Source organism: Shewanella mangrovi, assembly GCF_000753795.1.
Lineage (GTDB): Bacteria > Pseudomonadota > Gammaproteobacteria > Enterobacterales > Shewanellaceae > Shewanella > Shewanella mangrovi.
Genome location: NZ_JPEO01000002.1, coordinates 149,701 through 166,149, shown reverse-complemented (window position 1 = coordinate 166,149; position 16,449 = coordinate 149,701). Strand labels below are relative to the sequence as shown.

The following is a 16,449-nucleotide window of genomic DNA, read 5'->3' as shown; positions in this document are numbered from 1 at the left end:
TTAATCCTCTTTGGAATTCGCAAACAAACTAGCGACAGCATGAGCACCAATACCCACCACGGCTGCGCCGATAATTACTGCGCCGACCGTGTCGGCACTGGCATCAATACCGTGCAGTAATTGCCGTCCAAGAGGTTTTTCAAAATCCGCCATATCGTCCCAGAAGTTAGGCTCTGAGCACCCGATACAACCGTGACCTGCCAATACTGGCCAGCTCACATGAGCGTTAAAGCGTTCAGTCGGGCAGTTATTGTAAGTGTAAGGTCCCTTACAACCGACTTTATATAAGCAGTAACCGTCTTTGGCGTTGTCATCGCTGAATTGTTCAACGAATTCACCTGAGTCAAAGTGACCGCGACGTTCACAGTTGTCGTGGACACGTGCGCCATAAGCCCATTTGGGACGGTTGAACATATCCAGCGCTGGCAGACGGCCAAACATCACGAAGTACATCAGTGTACCCACAATGTTTTTCTCACTTGGTGGGCAGCCACCTAAGTTGATCACAGTGCGGTCGATGACTTCATGTACGCCTTTGGCGCCGGTTGGGTTAGGCGCCGCCGCTTGAACACCGCCAAATGATGAACAGGTACCGACCGAGATAATCGCCGCGGCACCTTCGGCCGCTTCTTTGACCAACTCAAGCCCGGTTTTACCTTTGGCGCCGACTTTCAGGAAGGTACCGCCATTCTTGGTCGGTACCGCACCTTCGACTGCCAGCAGGTAGTTACCACGGTAATTTTCCATGGCGTGTTCGAGGTTTTCTTCAGCTTGCCAGCCAGCAGCGGCCATCAGCGTTTCATGATATTCGAGCGAAATATGGTCAAAAATCAAGGTGTCGAGATCAGGCGTGTCAGCGCGGGTCAAGGATTCAGAGCAACCCGTACATTCGGCCATATGCAGCCAGACTAGAGGTACGCGATCTGCCAGCTCGGCAGCTTCAGCAACTAGGTTACTGAAAGGTAATGGTAGGGCGAGCAGCGCAGTAACAGATGCACTCCATTTCATAAAGTCACGACGACTAATGCCGTGTTCTAACAGTTTATCTTTTAGAGATTCTTGCTGACGAGGTGGCATCTGCCTGAGTGCTTCCAGCCGTTTTCTGCCTTGCTCAAAGAGCGCTGCATGTGTTTCCATGGATTAACCTTAATTTTTATTTTGCTTCACACAAAAGTCGTTGCTGACTTTTATCATTTCTTCGCGAGAGTTCGCTGCTAAGAACTGAATCTTGACGCTGATCATATTTCGCGCCTTTTTAAGACAATGTAAGTAACGTAAGTAAATCAATATTGATGTGGATCAATAAAAAGGCTTGTCGGTGTAAAAAATATCCAGTAGGGAACTTGTCGGCAGATCTGCACTCAATAAGCAGAGATATCATAGTGCTAGCGGATCTGTGGTAATATGCATACCGCGACGTTCTAGCCAATTTTATAAGCAGACGATATGCGCATACTGTTAATCGAAGATAATGATTTGCTGGCTCAAGGGCTGACACTGAGCCTTGAGAAACTCGATATTCAAGTCGACCACGTCACCACGGTCAAACAAGCCGAAGTCGCCGTCCATAATGAAGCACTGAGTGCCATTGTATTGGATCTCGGTCTACCTGACGGTAATGGTCGAACCCTGTTACAGCAATGGCGCCGCCGAGGTATCGACATTCCGACCATTGTGCTAACGGCCAATACTGACTTTGACACTAAGCTCGCTTGCTTAGATATTGGTGCCGATGATTACCTCGCGAAACCTTTTGATGTGCGAGAACTCGTTGCTCGGGTGAAAGCTATCGTGCGTCGCCGTCACGGTATGTTTGAAAACAAATTGGAAGTGGGCGCGCTGTCGATGGACCTCAATACCCACGAGGTCTCATTTCGTGGTGAAGCGATACAACTGTCGCGACGTGAATATCAGTTACTGCTCGAACTTGCGCAGTCGAGCGGTCGCGTGCTTACTCGAGGGCAGTTGGAGCAACTGACCTATGGCTGGGATGAAGTGGGGAGCAACTCGATTGAGGTGCATATTCATCACCTACGCAAAAAAACCTGTACTGAATTAATCAAAACAATCCGTGGCATAGGTTATACGCTCGCGGAAGTGGAGTAACTATGTCACTTAGGTTGACCATGATCGGTGTGATGCTGTTGGGGATCTCACTCTCTATCGGTATCTCAACGTGGTTGAGTACGCACGACTCTGAACGGCAAATTGAAGAGTTGTTTGATGCACAAATGCTGCAAAGCGCCAAAATGCTGGAGTTGTTTTACAGCGCTCAACCACCCGAACATCGTCGCAACCTGATTGGCCATCCGTTGTTGTTAGATATCAAACCAGCTAAGGTAGAAACCTTTCAGGAAGATGCTAACGCCGAAGAGCTCGCTTATGAGCAGAAGCTGGCATTTCAGATTTGGAATCCTCAGGGCGATCTGTTAATGCGCTCGGTCAACAGCCTCACCACACCCATGACTGAATTTGACGTCGGGTATCGTGAGCTGACGATGAATCATCGGTTGTGGCATGTGTATACCTACTATTCTAAAGCCAGTGACGTATGGATTATCACCGGCCAACGTAACGACGTGCGCGATGAGCTGGTAGAACAGATCATGGGGAACAGCATTGTCGGACCTGCGATTATCTTTCCGCTGGTGGCGTTACTGATGATTTTCCTTTCTTACTGGTTGTTTGAGCCTGTGCAAGCGTTAGCGCGAAAGTTAAAACAGCGCTCAACGGCTGATTTGACGCCTATTCAAATGAAACTGCCCAGTGAGTTAGTCCCAGTCTGCGATGCGATGAATGGCTACATTGAACGTATTGGCGACGCTATGGTACGAGAGCGGAAATTCAGTGGTGACGCTGCGCATGAATTGAAAACGCCACTGGCAATTATCAAACTCCACCATCAAGGTATTGAGCAGTCAACTTCTGCAGAGGAGCGGCAACTGCATCACGCCGCAATCGATAAAGGGATTGTGCAAATCAGTCATACCATTGAGCAGCTATTGTTGTTGTCTCGCGTGGATTCGTTAGCTGCGTTAAACGCTGAGCCTCTGGCACCAGAGCTATTAATCAACGAAGTGCTTAACGATATGCTGCCGTTAATTGAATCTTATGACTGGCAATTGCAGTTTGAACAGGGTTTAAAGCTACAAGGTGACGGTTTTTATCTCAAGTTGGTGTTTAAAAATATCATTGAGAATGCCTGCAAGTATTCCAATCAGGAAGGGCCGATTACCATTAAAACTTGGGCCGAGCCAGACAATGGCATGGCAGTCGTACAAGTGCTGGATTCAGGCCCAGGGCTAGATGAAGCAGCCTGTGAACAAATCAAAGAGCGTTTCTTCCGTGCCGCCGGAGAGCAAATTTCCGGGTCGGGATTGGGATTGTCGATTTGTGCGCAAATTGTGGAGTTACACAAGGGGCAATTGGATATTACCCCTGGCCAGCCTAAAGGCTTGGATGTGCGGATTCGTTTGCCGTTGGCCTGAACACCAACTCAAACCTGAGCCCTGAAAATGCCGTGCGTTATACCACGCCCGCTCGGCTCAGACGTGCAACATTGACGCCTTTAAGTGCAGCGATTTGATTCACAAGATGATTCACCTCTTTTGCCTGACCTTTCAAAATGATGGTTTCTAAGCAGCGGTGATGATCGATGTGCACATGCGTACTACAAAGGATGTGCACTAAGTGGTTGTGTTGGATCTCAATCAGCTTTTCGGATAAACCGCGCTGGTGATGGTCAAAAATGAGCGTTAGCACGCCAACCACATCTTCGACGCTGTCGTTCCATTGTTTGTCGACAATCCGGTCCCGAAAGAGATCACGAATATATTCCGAACGAGATTGATAACCGCGAGACGCGATATCGGTTTCTATTTCTTCAAACAGTGATTGCGGCAGGGAAACGGTAAACCGTTGAATTTCGTCGTTTGCCACTGTGTATGTCTCCACCAATAACTGAGGCTAATACCTTACTGATTTGCGCACCATGCAACTGTGAGACAGCTCGTGTCCGCGCAATATGAAAAACGCGCCTTGCGGCGCGTTTTGTCAACTTTAGAAGTTCGCGGTGCGCGGTGCGCGAGGGAAAGGAATCACATCACGGATGTTGTTCACTCCCGTCACGTAAGACACCAGACGCTCAAAGCCCAGACCGAAACCTGAGTGTGGCACTGTGCCGTAACGACGTAGATCGCGATACCACCAGTAATCTTCTGGGTTCAGATCCATTTCAGCCATACGGGCATCCAGCACGTCCAAACGTTCTTCACGTTGTGAACCACCGATGATTTCACCGATGCCCGGCGCTAATACGTCCATTGCCGCCACTGTTTTGCCATCTTCATTGAGGCGCATGTAGAAAGCTTTGATATCCTTTGGATAGTTCTTCACTACCACAGGGGCCTTGAAGTGTTCTTCCGCCAGATAGCGTTCGTGCTCTGATTGCAGATCGATACCCCATTCAACAGGGTATTCGAATTGCTTGTCGCAGTTTTGCAGGATTTCTACCGCATCGGTGTAATCCACTTGAGCAAAGTCACTCTCTACAAAGTTTTGCAGACGGTCGATAACCGTTTTATCAACGCGTTGAGCGAAGAACTGCAGATCATCCATACGTTCTTGCAGAACCGCGTTAAAGCAATACTTCAGCATATCTTCAGCGAGTGCGGCAACGTCGTCTAGTTCAGCAAATGCGACTTCTGGTTCAACCATCCAGAACTCCGCCAAGTGACGGCTGGTGTTTGAATTTTCAGCGCGGAAGGTTGGGCCGAAGGTATAAATTTTTGACAGTGCACAGGCGTAGGTTTCGCCGTTCAACTGACCTGATACGGTCAAGAAGGCTTCCTTACCGAAGAAGTCTTGGTCGTAATCCACTTTACCCGCGTCGGTGCGTGGCAGGTTTTCCATATCCAGCGTTGAGACACGGAACATTTCACCCGCGCCTTCACAGTCTGAAGCGGTGATTAGTGGGGTTGCGACCCAGATATAGCCGTTTTCGTGGTAAAAACGGTGAATCGCCTGTGACAGACAGTTACGCACGCGCATCACGGCACCAATCAGGTTGGTACGTGGACGCAGATGCGCTAATTCGCGCAAGTGTTCCACACTGTGACGTTTCGCTGCCATTGGGTAGGTATCAGGATCTTCCACCCAACCAGTCACTTCAACCTTGGTGACTTGCAGTTCAAAGTCTTGGCCTGCGCCTGGACTTTCCACTACTTCACCGGTCATTACAACAGAGCAGCCAGCAGTTAAATGCAGCACGTCGTCATTGTAATTGGGCAAGCTATTGGGTACTACGCCTTGGATCGGATCGAAACAAGAACCATCATAAACCGCCAGAAATGAAATCCCAGCTTTTGAATCACGGCGAGTGCGAACCCAGCCACGAACCGTGACTTCGCTTCCCACCGGATGCTCACCTTTAAATACAGATGCGACAGATGCAACGCTCATTATTGCTTTGAACTCCACTAAAATAATAACTGCCTGCTTTGTCGTTGTTTTCTTGGCATTTGCCGCGATAAGCAACGATATTGATCACACAGGAAAAAATTTGGACGTTTATATTACCTTGCTGGTGGCTTTTCTCAAGCTGAAAAAGGTATTCTTCATATTCATCAAGGATTTTAAGCGGCAGGAGTTTGATATGAGCAAATTGCGCATATTGCAATTGTTACTCGCTATCTTATCAATAGTGGGCTGGAGCCTCGCGGTTTACGCCTTACTGATTTTTGATGACGCCCGTCCTGACCGCCAAGTGGGTTACTTTCTCAGTCGTGGAGTATCGGTGCGCTTACGCTGGGATCCTGTGGCTACCGCCCACCTAGAGCAGATTATCTGGACCTGTGCCGCTATCAGCTTTATGAGCTTATTGGTCAATTGGTACTGTGCCAGCCATAGTCGCATGGGCTATTGGTTTAATATTCCGTTACTGCTGCTGATTTCCGTTACCTCAGGATTGTACCTGAAGTTTCTTATCTAAATTTTTGTTAGCTGCCGACAAAATGTATCGATAATGGCGGCTGTTGCGCCCCAAATTAATCGCTGCTGATAGGGGATAAATGTCACTGGCACTGGCGTATTGCGCCGAGTTAACCACAGCGTATGTCGGTGCTGATCAGCCATCAAAAAAGATAACGGCACAGTAAAACTGTCTGACACCTCTTGCGCATCAAGGATGGGCGTAAAGGGTGAATCGATAATCCCGACTATAGGGGTGATGCTAAATCCCGTCAGGGTATTGTGCTGCGGCAGTACGCCTAACACATCTACCTGCGACGGCGCTAATGCCACTTCTTCCCATGCCTCGCGCAGTGCCGTATCCACAATAGAGTCATCTTGTGGTTCAGGTTTGCCACCAGGAAACGCGATCTGTCCGGGATGAGCTTTGAGATGCTGTGGCCGCTGGGTGAGCAATAATTCGACGCCTACATCCGTTTGCTGAAATGCCATTAACACCGCTGCCGAACGTAAGCGAATCCCGTCGGTATTGACGACGCGCTGCAGTGGCGCATTGGCCAACATAAACTGGGTTCTGAGTTCGGCTAGGGTGTCCACACTCTGTCCTTGTTAATCACTGTGGTGATGTTTAAACATAGTTATTTGGCCGCTTCATCGCGCAACACCGGAAGGATTTTAATTACCTTATCAAAGCTTTCTTGATATTCAGCCTCACCATCGGAATCGGCAACAATGCCACCGCCAGCCCAACAATACAGCTGCTGTTGCTGCGCCAGCAAGGTGCGAATTGTAATGCTGCTGTCCATCTTGCCGTCCTGACTAATATAACCAATTGAACCGCAATAGATACTCCGACGGGAAGGCTCTAGCTCGTCAATGATCTGCATGGCTCGCACTTTAGGCGCGCCGGTAATAGAACCACCGGGAAAGGCTGCGCGCAGCAAATCTGTTGCCTGATATTGCGGGCTCAGTGTAGCCCGCACAGTGCTGACTAAATGATGCACTGCTGGGAAACTTTCGATGGCAAATAAAGCAGGAACCTCAACGCTGCCTGCTTGTGCGACTTTACCGATATCATTACGCAGCAGATCGACGATCATTAGGTTTTCAGCACGATTTTTTTCCGACTGTTGCAGCTCAATTGCGGCTTGTTGGTCGAGTTCTGGCTCGGGGCCCCGCGCTGCAGTCCCTTTTATTGGCTTAGTCTCGATGACGGCGCATTCGTTTAGCTTTAAAAAGCGCTCTGGAGAAATCGACAGAATGGTCAAATCATCCCAGCGCCAGAATGCTGAAAATGGGGCACTATTTTGAGTTCTGAGCTTTAAATAAGCCTGCCATTCATCACCTTGATATTGAGCGCTGAAGCGCTGGGTAAGGTTAATTTGGTAACAATCACCGCTGTGTAGATAGTGCTGAATACGATCAAACTTTTGCAAATAGTCGACTTTGCTGAGCTGAGTTTGCCACGGCGACATGAGGCGAAACGAATTCGTGGCATCTAGATCCGTATCTTCACTGATATAGGCTTTCACTAACCCTTGCAGTCGGTTTGCCAGTGCTTCAATGTCGATATCCTTGACTGAACACACCAACTGCCACTGCTCTCCAGCGACTTGTTTGCTATCTCTTACTAATGCCCATGCATAAATGCCAGCCAATAACTGCGGAAACTGCAAATCATCCGTGGCGTTTTGTGGTAGTCGTTCAAACTCGCGACCTAAGTCATAGCTAAGCGCCATTAACGCACCGCCGCTGAAAGGCAGGGGGGATGGCGCAGCTTGAGGGAAATAGCGTTTAAGTTGTGATTGTAATACTGCGAGCGGGTCGTTCTCGGCGCTAGCAAATTCGGCTTCTATTTGATTATTGGCATTTATGAGCTGGGTGTGTCTAGGCTCGCTTTTTAAACGACACAAAGGTTCTGCTGCAATAATATCGTAGCGAGCATCGGCATGTGCTGCATCGGCTGAATCTAATAGTACGGCATAAGCTAAGGTGTTAACCGCGGCAAAAACCTGTGGCGTTGTGTAGTGCCAATCAAAGGTAATGTGGTGAATAGCTTGGGAATTTGAGATGTTGGACATCCTTTATCTAACCTAAAATGTGATGTAGCCCAAATTGTGGTGAGAGGGTATTATACTTGGCAACCTATACCAAGAGAACCAATCTGCCTTCCGTAAACTGGTCACCTAAAACGAGTTTACTTAATACTTAGTGTGAGTATTACGCTTAATTAGCTGTTTGTGTCACTGATGGGGAGTATGGCCAAACAACCTGTAAAGTGAAGGAAGCGACAGATAGCCAACGGAGCGCCAACATGTCTGTTATAAAGCAAGCCGATTTCATCGACAGTATTGCCGATGCCCTGCAGTATATCTCTTATTACCACCCTAAAGATTTTATCGACGCCATGGCAGAAGCCTATGAGCGTGAGCAAAGTCCAGCTGCAAAAGATGCCATTGCGCAGATCCTGATTAACTCTCGGATGTCAGCAGAAGGCCACCGTCCGCTGTGTCAAGACACCGGCATTGTGACCTGTTTCGTATATGTCGGAATGGGCGTGCAGTGGGATAAAACCGACATGACCATTCAACAGATGGTTGATGAAGGCACTCGTCGCGCTTATACCAATAGTGACAATACCTTGCGTGCGTCGATTGTGGCCGATCCCGCCGGCAGCCGTAAGAACACCCGTGATAACAGCCCGGCTGTGGTACATATTGTGTCAGTTCCCGGCGATCAAGTTGATGTGGCCATCGCTGCCAAAGGCGGCGGCTCAGAAAACAAATCCAAGATGGTAATGCTTAACCCGTCTGATGATATCGCTGCATGGGTTGAGAAAACACTGCCAACCATGGGCGCAGGTTGGTGCCCACCGGGGATGCTTGGGATCGGTATCGGCGGTACGGCGGAAAAAGCGGCGGTCATGGCCAAAGAAGCCTTGATGGAAAGTGTTGATATTCACGAACTCAAAGCGCGCGGTGCCGAAACCACCGAAGAGAAACTGCGGTTAGATATTTTCGAACGTGCTAACAACCTCGGTATTGGTGCCCAAGGCTTGGGTGGTTTAACAACCGTGCTTGATGTAAAAATCAAAACCGCACCAACCCATGCAGCGTCTAAGCCTGTGGTAATGATCCCTAACTGCGCCGCAACCCGTCACGTGCATTTCCACTTGGATGGTAGTGGTCCAGCCGAGTTACCCATTCCTTCTTTAGCCGACTGGCCTGAAATTACCCGTGATGCTGGTGAAAATACTCGCCGCGTCAATCTGGACACTGTTACTCAGGAAGAGATTGAAAGCTGGAATAGCGGCGATACCATTTTGCTGTCAGGCAAAATGCTTACTGGCCGCGATGCCGCGCATAAACGTATTCAGAGTTTGCTGGAAAGTGGTGAAGGTTTGCCAGAAGGCGTCGATTTCACCGGTAAATTTATTTACTACGTGGGCCCAGTCGATCCAGTCGGTAATGAAGTCGTTGGTCCAGCAGGCCCAACCACCAGTACTCGCATGGATAAGTTTACCGAGATGATGCTCGCTAAAACCGGTTTGATGGGCATGATTGGTAAAGCTGAACGTGGCCCTGCGACGGTTGAATCGATTAAAAATCATAAAGCAGTTTATTTGATGGCAGTCGGTGGCGCGGCTTATCTGGTATCAAAGGCAATTAAGAAAGCACGAGTGATCGCATTCGAAGATCTTGGAATGGAAGCGATTTATGAGTTTGAAGTTCAAGATATGCCTGTTACTGTAGCGGTTGACTCCAACGGGGTTAACGCTCACGATACTGGACCTGCTCTCTGGAAAGTAAAAATCCAAGAAGCCAAAGCGTGATGTTTCCTCGAAGGGGCCATATAGGCCCCTTTTTGCTTTTATAAATCAAACTCCATAAGAAGAGCTTTAGATGAAAATCAACAAACTTGGGTTGGCATTGTTGGCTGCGGGTGTTTCCGTTGCGGCCGTAGCTGCTGATAAAACCCCATTTACCGTTCAAGATCTGGTTAAGCTAAATAAACTTCACTCTGCCGCCGTGTCACATGATGGTACCAAATTGGTTTACGGCCTTAAGACTGTGAGTGAAGCGGGCAAAGCCGATTCAGATCTGTATCTACTCGATTTAGCCAATAAAGACGCTAAACCTTATCGTTTGACCAGTGCTAAAGGCACTGAGCATGATGTTGCGTTTAGCAGCGATGACAACAGTATCTACTTTGTTGCTGCTCGCAATGGTAGTAGTCAGTTGTATCAATTGCCGCTCAATGGCGGTGAAGCACGTCAGGTGTCAGAACTGCCGTTAGACATTGATGGCTACAAATTATCTGACGATGGCAAGCAAGTGGTAATGAGCATTCGAGTATTCCCGGAATGTGACACGCTGCAATGTTCTGCCGATAAATTCAAAGCCGAATCTGAGCGTAAGTCTACCGGTCGCGAATATAGCCAATTGATGGTGCGTCATTGGGATACTTGGTTTGATCATGCCCGTAATCACCTAGTGGTCGCGCCAATTGTTGACGGCAAACTGGGGGCGACGGTGGATGTCACTCAGGGGCGCGATACTGAAACACCGCCTAAGCCGTTTTCAGGAATGGAAGAGGTGACGTTTACACCAGATGGCAAGTATGTGGTTTACAGCGCTAAGGCGCCAGCCAAAGATCAAGCGTGGACTACCAATTACGACTTATGGCAAGTGCCTGTCACGGGTGGCGATACCGTTAATCTAACCGAAGAAAACAAAGCGTGGGATGCCCAACCGGTATTTTCTGCAGATGGCCGTTACATGGCATATCTGGCGATGAAAAAGCCGGGTTTTGAAGCTGACCGCTATGGCATCATGTTGCGTGATATGGTGACCGGGCAGACGAAAGAAGTCGCGCCTTTGTGGGATCGCAGCCCATCCTCTATCAGCTTCGGCAAAGACAACAACACTCTGTATGTTACAGCGCAAGATATTGGTCAGGTATCGGTATTTGCCATTAACACCCAGTTTGGTGATGTGCGTCCACTGTATAACGACGGCTCGAATAGCCTTATCGGGATTGCAGGTGACCGCTTAGTTATCCGTCACGCATCTTTGGTCGAACCTGGCGATTTATGGTCGATGAACATGGACGGCCAAGATCTACAGCGTTTAACCGACGTAAACCGTACTAAGCTTGATAAAATCAAGTTCGGTGATTTTGGTCAGTTCAGCTTTAAAGGCTGGAACAACGAAGAAGTTTATGGCTATTGGTTGAAGCCGGCTAACTTTGAGCCGGGTAAAAAATACCCAACTGCATTTTTGGTACACGGTGGCCCACAGGGGTCATTCGGTAACAGCTTTAGCTCACGCTGGAACCCTGAATTATGGGCGGGTGCTGGTTATGCAGTGGTGATGGTCGACTTCCACGGCTCTACTGGTTACGGCCAGGCGTTTACTGACTCAATCAGTTTAGATTGGGGTGGCAAGCCTTTGGAAGACTTACAAAAAGGTCTGGCTGCGGTAGCAAAACAACAAGACTGGATTGATGCCAGCAATGCGTGTGCCTTGGGTGGTTCATATGGTGGTTACATGATGAACTGGATTCAGGGTAACTGGAATGATGGCTTTAAGTGTTTGGTTGACCACGCAGGTCTGTTCGACATGCGTTCTATGTACCATGTTACTGAAGAGCTATGGTTCCCTGAGCATGAGTTTGGTGGCACCTACGAGCAAGCCAAAGATCTGTACGAGAAATTTAATCCAGCGAATTACGTGCAAAATTGGAAAACACCAATGCTCGTCATCCACGGTGAGAAAGATTTCCGCGTGCCATATGATCAGGGCCTAGCGGCATTTTCTTATATGCAGCGTAATGACATTCCTTCCGAGTTATTAGTGTTCCCTGATGAAAATCACTGGATATTAAACCCAAATAACCTCGAACAATGGTACGCCAAAGTACTTGGTTGGATGGATCGTTGGACGGGTAAAAATAGCCAGTAACGGGGCTATTTTTTCGCGTAAAAAAGCCAGTCAAACGACTGGCTTTTTTTATGATTAAGCGCAATATATCGGCGCGATAATTGCGCAATAGTGCATTCACTAACTATGCTCTCATTAACCTGTCGTTAAGCTGCGAACATCTACAGTGACAATGGTTGAATGGCTTTGTCGGTATGCATTTGAACTCTTTGTTAAGTAAGGATTTATTTTACAAAAATGTTAATTTGGCAGTTAACATTCACAACACCTAATGCGATAAGTTTTTAAAAAATATACATAGTCAGCGCAGAAATTTTTCAGATAGTTTTCACGTTGTTAATCTATTTTTTAAAAAATGAGCGAAAGATGATGGAAAACAAAGTCCTAAGTTAACAAAGCTTTCTTTAACCTAAGTTTAGTAGTAGCTTATTGTAGTCGATTGACACCATTCATAATTATTAGGCCCGGCGCGGCTGCACAAGATTCAAAACTCTCTTTTTTCACTGTGAAGGTTAGTAAATAGATGTTAAGTCGAACCAGAAAAATCAAGACTCTGAGCCTACTGGTGTGTTTAGGTCTGTCTGGCACTGTATTTGCCAGCGCCAGCCCGACAACGCCGTTGATTCAGGAAAACAAGATTGAATCGGTATTGGCTCCTAAACCTGCGACTACCGAAGCAGCTAAACCTGACAATGCGGTGAAGGCACAATTTGCAAAAAGTGGCATCTTTAGCCCAACGACTGTGATGGACTTAGCAAAGCAACTCGCGTTAAAGCCTTATCAAGCTCCTGATGAATCTTTGCCAGATGCCTTAAAAAATCTGGATTACAACCAATACAATGATATCCGTTTTCGTCCCGATGAAGCGATTTGGCAAGAGGCAAAGTTGCCTTATCAGATGCAGATGTTTCATCGCGGCTTTTATTACAAAAACAAAGTGGAGTTGGCATTAGTTAATGGCAACCTCGCGACTCATCTTGCTTACAATCCTGAATATTTCCGCACTGGTAGTGTTTTTACTAAGCCATTACCTAAGGGCGATATTGGTTACAGTGGTTTTCGGCTGCATTACCCATTAAATCGCGCTGACTACTATGATGAGTTGTTAGTGTTTCAAGGCGCGACCTATTTTCGTGCGCTGGGTAAAAACGATAGTTATGGCTTATCTGCGCGCGGTTTAGCGTTGCGTACAGCGGATCCTGAAGGTGAAGAGATCCCAGTATTTAAGGCGTTTTGGATTGAAGAGCCGCAAGCGGACTCCAATCTGATGGTGATTTACGCCTTGCTCGATAGCCCAAGTGTTAGTGGTGCTTACCGTTTTTCAGTACGTCCGGGTGACAGTACCCAGATGGATGTTGAAGCTGTGTTGTATCCGCGGGTCGATCTGCAAAAAGTCGGCTTGGCACCTGAAACCAGTATGTTTAAGCATTCACTCAATGGCCGTCAGGGCATTGATGATTTTCGCCCAGAAGTCCATAACTCAGATGGTTTGCTAATGCTTAATGGGCGCAGTGAACGCCTATGGCGGCCATTAGCGAATCCGACTAATTTGCAGGTTTCAGCCTTTATGGACAACGCGCCGCAAGGATTCGGTTTAGTTCAACGTCAACGTGATTTTGACGCTTATCAAGACTTAGATGCGAATTTTGAAAAACGTCCGAGTTTATGGGTAGAGCCGCTGGGAAATTGGGGGCAGGGCGCGGTAGTGTTGACGGAAATCCCGTCTCAGGCCGAGATCCATGACAATATCGTGATGTTCTGGCGCCCTAAGGATGCGCTGAAAGCTGGGGGTGAATATCGCTTTGCATATCGTCTTTCTTGGGGAAATGAGCCGCAAATTAAGCCGGGGACGGTAACTGTGCAGCGTACCGCCAGCGGCCGCGCCGATATTTCTAAACCTACATCACGACGTTTATTTGTGATTGATTACCAGCTAAATGGTGGCAAACGTCCGCCAGTGTTACCCGCTGCCAAAGTGGAAAGTAACGTGGGTGTTATTAGCAATATCGTTGTGCGTGAAAATACTCACAACGGCGGTTATCGCTTGTCATTCGAATTTGACCCCGCTGAAGCCAATGTGGCGGAATTACGTGCGGAGTTGCAGTTTGACGGGCAGAACCCTAATGCTGCCGCACCGGGTAAAGTGGAAACTTGGTTGTACCGTTGGTCGAAATAACAGGGGACAGTATGGAAGCTCATGTTAACGGCAGTTTGATCAACGAGCCGCAACCAGAGTTAATCGGTGGCCCGGCAATGCCGCCGGAGCGCCATCAAGCGATGCCGCCACAAGATTTAAAAAAGCTTAGCAAAGGATTTCCGCGCGAGAGCATTCGTATTCGCGGCGTAAAATCCAAAGCCAGCCGCCGAGTATTAGTGGTGGGTTCTGCGTCGGCGTTATCGTTGTTTGCAATCTATGAAATGTTGCAGGTATTCAGCGTTGCCGCCGTCACACCGTTGGAATATCTGGTATTGCTGCTGTTTGCCATTAACTTCTGTTGGATTGCCTTGGCATTTAGCGGCGGTGTTGCCGGTGTTATTACCCTGTTCGCGCGGCGTTTTGGCAAACATGATAACTCGACGGCAATCACCTTGACCGATAAGGTCGCAGTGTTGATGCCAACCTATAATGAATCGCCTGACCGAGTGTTCTCTGCGGTTGAAACCATGGCGATGCGTTTAGTGCAGTACACCCGTGACACCGAAGAGCACAAGCAGTTTTCCTGGTTCATTCTGTCGGATACCACTGATCCCGATATCGCGCTCGCGGAAGAACAGGCATTTTGGCTATTGCGCAAGCGGGTGGCTGGTAAGGCGCAGGTGTATTACCGTCGCCGTCGTAAAAATACCGCAAGGAAATCGGGTAACGTCGCAGATTTCTGCACCCGCTGGGCCGCCCATTACGAAAGTATGTTGGTGCTCGATGCCGATAGCCTGATGCAGAGTCATTGTATTTTGGAACTTGCGCGGCGTATGCAAGCTGATCCGGATGCTGGACTCATTCAGACCATTCCTTACTTGGTGAGTGGCACCACGGTTCTGGCGCGTTTACAACAGTTTGCGGCACGATTTTATGGTCCGGTAATTGGCACAGGTTTGGCGTGGTGGGTGCAAAAAGAGGGTAACTTCTGGGGGCACAATGCCATTATTCGCGTTAAGGCGTTTGTTGAATGTGCTGGCTTGCCCACACTTAAAGGGAAACCGCCGTTCGGTGGTCATATTCTGAGTCACGACTTTGTTGAAGCTGCGCTAATCCGCCGTGCTGGTTGGAGCGTTAAAATCGCCGCTGATTTGCCAGGGTCATTTGAAGAATGCCCACCGTCGATTATCGATATGGCGATTCGTGACCGGCGCTGGTGTCAAGGGAATCTGCAACATACCCGTATTTTACCGACCAAAGGACTGCACTGGATCAGCCGTTTGCATCTGGTCACTGGGATTATGTCTTACCTCTCATCACCGTTTTGGTTGATGCTTATTCTGTCTGGTTTGTTACTGGCATTGCAGGCGCACTATATTCGCCCCGAATATTTTACCGATCAGTTTTCGCTGTTTCCTAAATGGCCGGTGATGGACTCCGAGCGCGCGTTAAGGCTGTTCTACATCACTATGGGGATTTTGTTTGCGCCAAAAATCTTCGGTTCGCTGTTACTGCTAACGGATAAAAATTATTGCCGTATTCTCGGTGGACGTATTCGGGTCATGGGCAGTATTGTGCTGGAAATCATTGTTTCCGCGCTGATAGCGCCGATCATGATGTTCATCCATTGTGGCGCAGTGTTTTCTATTCTGTCGGGTAAGGACAGTGGTTGGGCACCACAACGCCGTGATGATGGCAGTTTGCCGTGGAAAGATGTGCTCTACCGACATCGTTGGCATATGGTGCTTGGCGTGTTAATGACCTATTTTGCCTATCTCGATTCTTGGACCTTGCTTGCTTGGCTATCACCCGCATTGCTTGGTCTCTGGATTGCGGTGCCGTTATCGATGCTCACCGCTTCGCAGACGTTTGGCAAATGGGTGAAATCGAAAAAACTGTTAGCTACGCCTGAAGAGATTGAACCACCAGAATTGATTCTCGCGGCAGCAGAAGCACGAAAAGCCTATGAGCATTCATTGCAACAAATTTGGGCGTTACCTGACTTACTTAAACAACCGGCGTTAATGCAACTGCATATGGCGATTATGGACAAATTACCTACCCATATCCCCGGTGGTCAGATTGAAGCCTTAGATGCCATCGCGCGAGTGAAAGTGCAGGAAGCCCAAAGTCAAAACTCATTGCTAAGCGTGTTGGATAATAAAGAGCGCAGTTATGTGTTGGGCAATCCATTGCTGCTTGAAGTGATGCAGCGATTACCAAAAGAACACAGTGATGATGACGTGATCAGCATTTGTTGATTACTGCCTGTCGATGAAAAGCCGGTCGCAAATTAAGCACCGGCTTTTTTGTTATGAGGCCAATGCGTTAATTAGTGATCGATGCGGCTGTTTTTCATTGAGTGTTTGCCAAACTGTTAGCTAACCGATAAATTAAACACTC

The 16,449-nt window shown here is 48.2% G+C and carries 12 protein-coding genes; 7 read left to right on the top strand and 5 right to left on the bottom strand.

Going from position 1 to position 16,449, the window contains the following annotated elements; translation table 11 throughout:
* Positions 1-1,137 (bottom strand): nickel-dependent hydrogenase small subunit, encoded by a 1,137-nt coding sequence (gene hyaA, locus HR45_RS03240; protein ID WP_037439697.1) that lies wholly within the window; start codon positions 1,135-1,137, stop codon positions 1-3.
* 309 nt (positions 1,138-1,446) lie between these two features.
* On the opposite strand from hyaA, the gene HR45_RS03235 reads away from it, so the two are divergent.
* Positions 1,447-2,106 (top strand): response regulator, encoded by a 660-nt coding sequence (locus HR45_RS03235; RefSeq protein WP_037439695.1) that lies wholly within the window; start codon positions 1,447-1,449, stop codon positions 2,104-2,106.
* A gap of 2 nt (positions 2,107-2,108) precedes the next feature.
* A complete protein-coding gene (locus tag HR45_RS03230; protein ID WP_037439693.1) occupies positions 2,109-3,488 on the top strand; it encodes an ATP-binding protein in 1,380 nt (459 codons plus the stop codon).
* Between the two features lie 37 nt (positions 3,489-3,525).
* Here HR45_RS03230 and nikR read toward each other — a convergent pair whose 3' ends face one another.
* Together nikR and asnS are read right to left on the bottom strand one after the other, a co-directional pair.
* Positions 3,526-3,939: a nickel-responsive transcriptional regulator NikR gene (nikR, locus tag HR45_RS03225; protein ID WP_037439690.1), complete on the bottom strand. Its 414-nt coding sequence runs from the start codon at positions 3,937-3,939 to the stop codon at positions 3,526-3,528.
* A 120-nt stretch (positions 3,940-4,059) separates the two neighbouring features.
* The gene (asnS, locus tag HR45_RS03220; protein WP_037439688.1) at positions 4,060-5,460 is read right to left on the bottom strand and encodes an asparagine--tRNA ligase; all 1,401 of its coding nucleotides are present in this window, start codon (positions 5,458-5,460) and stop codon (positions 4,060-4,062) included.
* 193 nt (positions 5,461-5,653) lie between these two features.
* Here asnS and HR45_RS03215 point away from each other — a divergent pair, with 193 nt between their 5' ends.
* Positions 5,654-5,989, top strand: a complete 336-nt coding sequence (locus HR45_RS03215; RefSeq protein WP_037440318.1) for a hypothetical protein — start codon at positions 5,654-5,656, stop codon at positions 5,987-5,989.
* Here the strand turns inward: HR45_RS03215 and HR45_RS03210 are convergent.
* Together HR45_RS03210 and pabB are read right to left on the bottom strand one after the other, a co-directional pair.
* Positions 5,986-6,564 (bottom strand): CoA pyrophosphatase, encoded by a 579-nt coding sequence (locus HR45_RS03210; protein WP_156103997.1) that lies wholly within the window; start codon positions 6,562-6,564, stop codon positions 5,986-5,988. The two genes, HR45_RS03215 and HR45_RS03210, sit on opposite strands and share 4 nt — an antisense overlap.
* Before the next feature lie 41 nt (positions 6,565-6,605).
* Entirely contained in the window at positions 6,606-8,048 is a 1,443-nt protein-coding gene (gene pabB / locus HR45_RS03205; RefSeq protein ID WP_052074454.1) for an aminodeoxychorismate synthase component I, read from the bottom strand.
* 233 nt (positions 8,049-8,281) lie between these two features.
* On the opposite strand from pabB, the gene HR45_RS03200 reads away from it, so the two are divergent.
* The 4 genes from HR45_RS03200 (at position 8,282) to mdoH (ending at position 16,307) form a co-directional block, all read left to right on the top strand.
* Positions 8,282-9,799, top strand: coding sequence for a fumarate hydratase (locus HR45_RS03200; protein ID WP_037439686.1), 1,518 nt, complete (start codon positions 8,282-8,284; stop codon positions 9,797-9,799).
* Positions 9,800-9,869: 70 nt separating this feature from the next.
* Complete coding sequence (locus HR45_RS03195) at positions 9,870-11,930, top strand: dipeptidyl-peptidase 5 (protein WP_037439684.1); 2,061 nt, start codon at positions 9,870-9,872, stop codon at positions 11,928-11,930.
* 502 nt (positions 11,931-12,432) lie between these two features.
* The gene (locus HR45_RS03190) at positions 12,433-14,085 is read left to right on the top strand and encodes a glucan biosynthesis protein G (protein ID WP_037439682.1); all 1,653 of its coding nucleotides are present in this window, start codon (positions 12,433-12,435) and stop codon (positions 14,083-14,085) included.
* An 11-nt stretch (positions 14,086-14,096) separates the two neighbouring features.
* On the top strand, positions 14,097-16,307 hold the full coding sequence (mdoH, locus tag HR45_RS03185; RefSeq protein WP_052074453.1) for a glucans biosynthesis glucosyltransferase MdoH: 2,211 nt from the start codon (positions 14,097-14,099) through the stop codon (positions 16,305-16,307).
* The last annotated feature ends 142 nt before the right edge of the window (positions 16,308-16,449 follow it).

Coding starts and splice junctions, on each gene's coding strand:
- hyaA (WP_037439697.1), bottom strand. CDS start 1,137: ATGGAAACACATGCAGCGCTCTTTGAGCAAGGCAGAAAACGGCTGGAA.
- HR45_RS03235 (WP_037439695.1), top strand. CDS start 1,447: ATGCGCATACTGTTAATCGAAGATAATGATTTGCTGGCTCAAGGGCTG.
- HR45_RS03230 (WP_037439693.1), top strand. CDS start 2,109: ATGTCACTTAGGTTGACCATGATCGGTGTGATGCTGTTGGGGATCTCA.
- asnS (WP_037439688.1), bottom strand. CDS start 5,460: ATGAGCGTTGCATCTGTCGCATCTGTATTTAAAGGTGAGCATCCGGTG.
- HR45_RS03215 (WP_037440318.1), top strand. CDS start 5,654: ATGAGCAAATTGCGCATATTGCAATTGTTACTCGCTATCTTATCAATA.
- pabB (WP_052074454.1), bottom strand. CDS start 8,048: ATGTCCAACATCTCAAATTCCCAAGCTATTCACCACATTACCTTTGAT.
- HR45_RS03200 (WP_037439686.1), top strand. CDS start 8,282: ATGTCTGTTATAAAGCAAGCCGATTTCATCGACAGTATTGCCGATGCC.
- HR45_RS03195 (WP_037439684.1), top strand. CDS start 9,870: ATGAAAATCAACAAACTTGGGTTGGCATTGTTGGCTGCGGGTGTTTCC.
- HR45_RS03190 (WP_037439682.1), top strand. CDS start 12,433: ATGTTAAGTCGAACCAGAAAAATCAAGACTCTGAGCCTACTGGTGTGT.
- mdoH (WP_052074453.1), top strand. CDS start 14,097: ATGGAAGCTCATGTTAACGGCAGTTTGATCAACGAGCCGCAACCAGAG.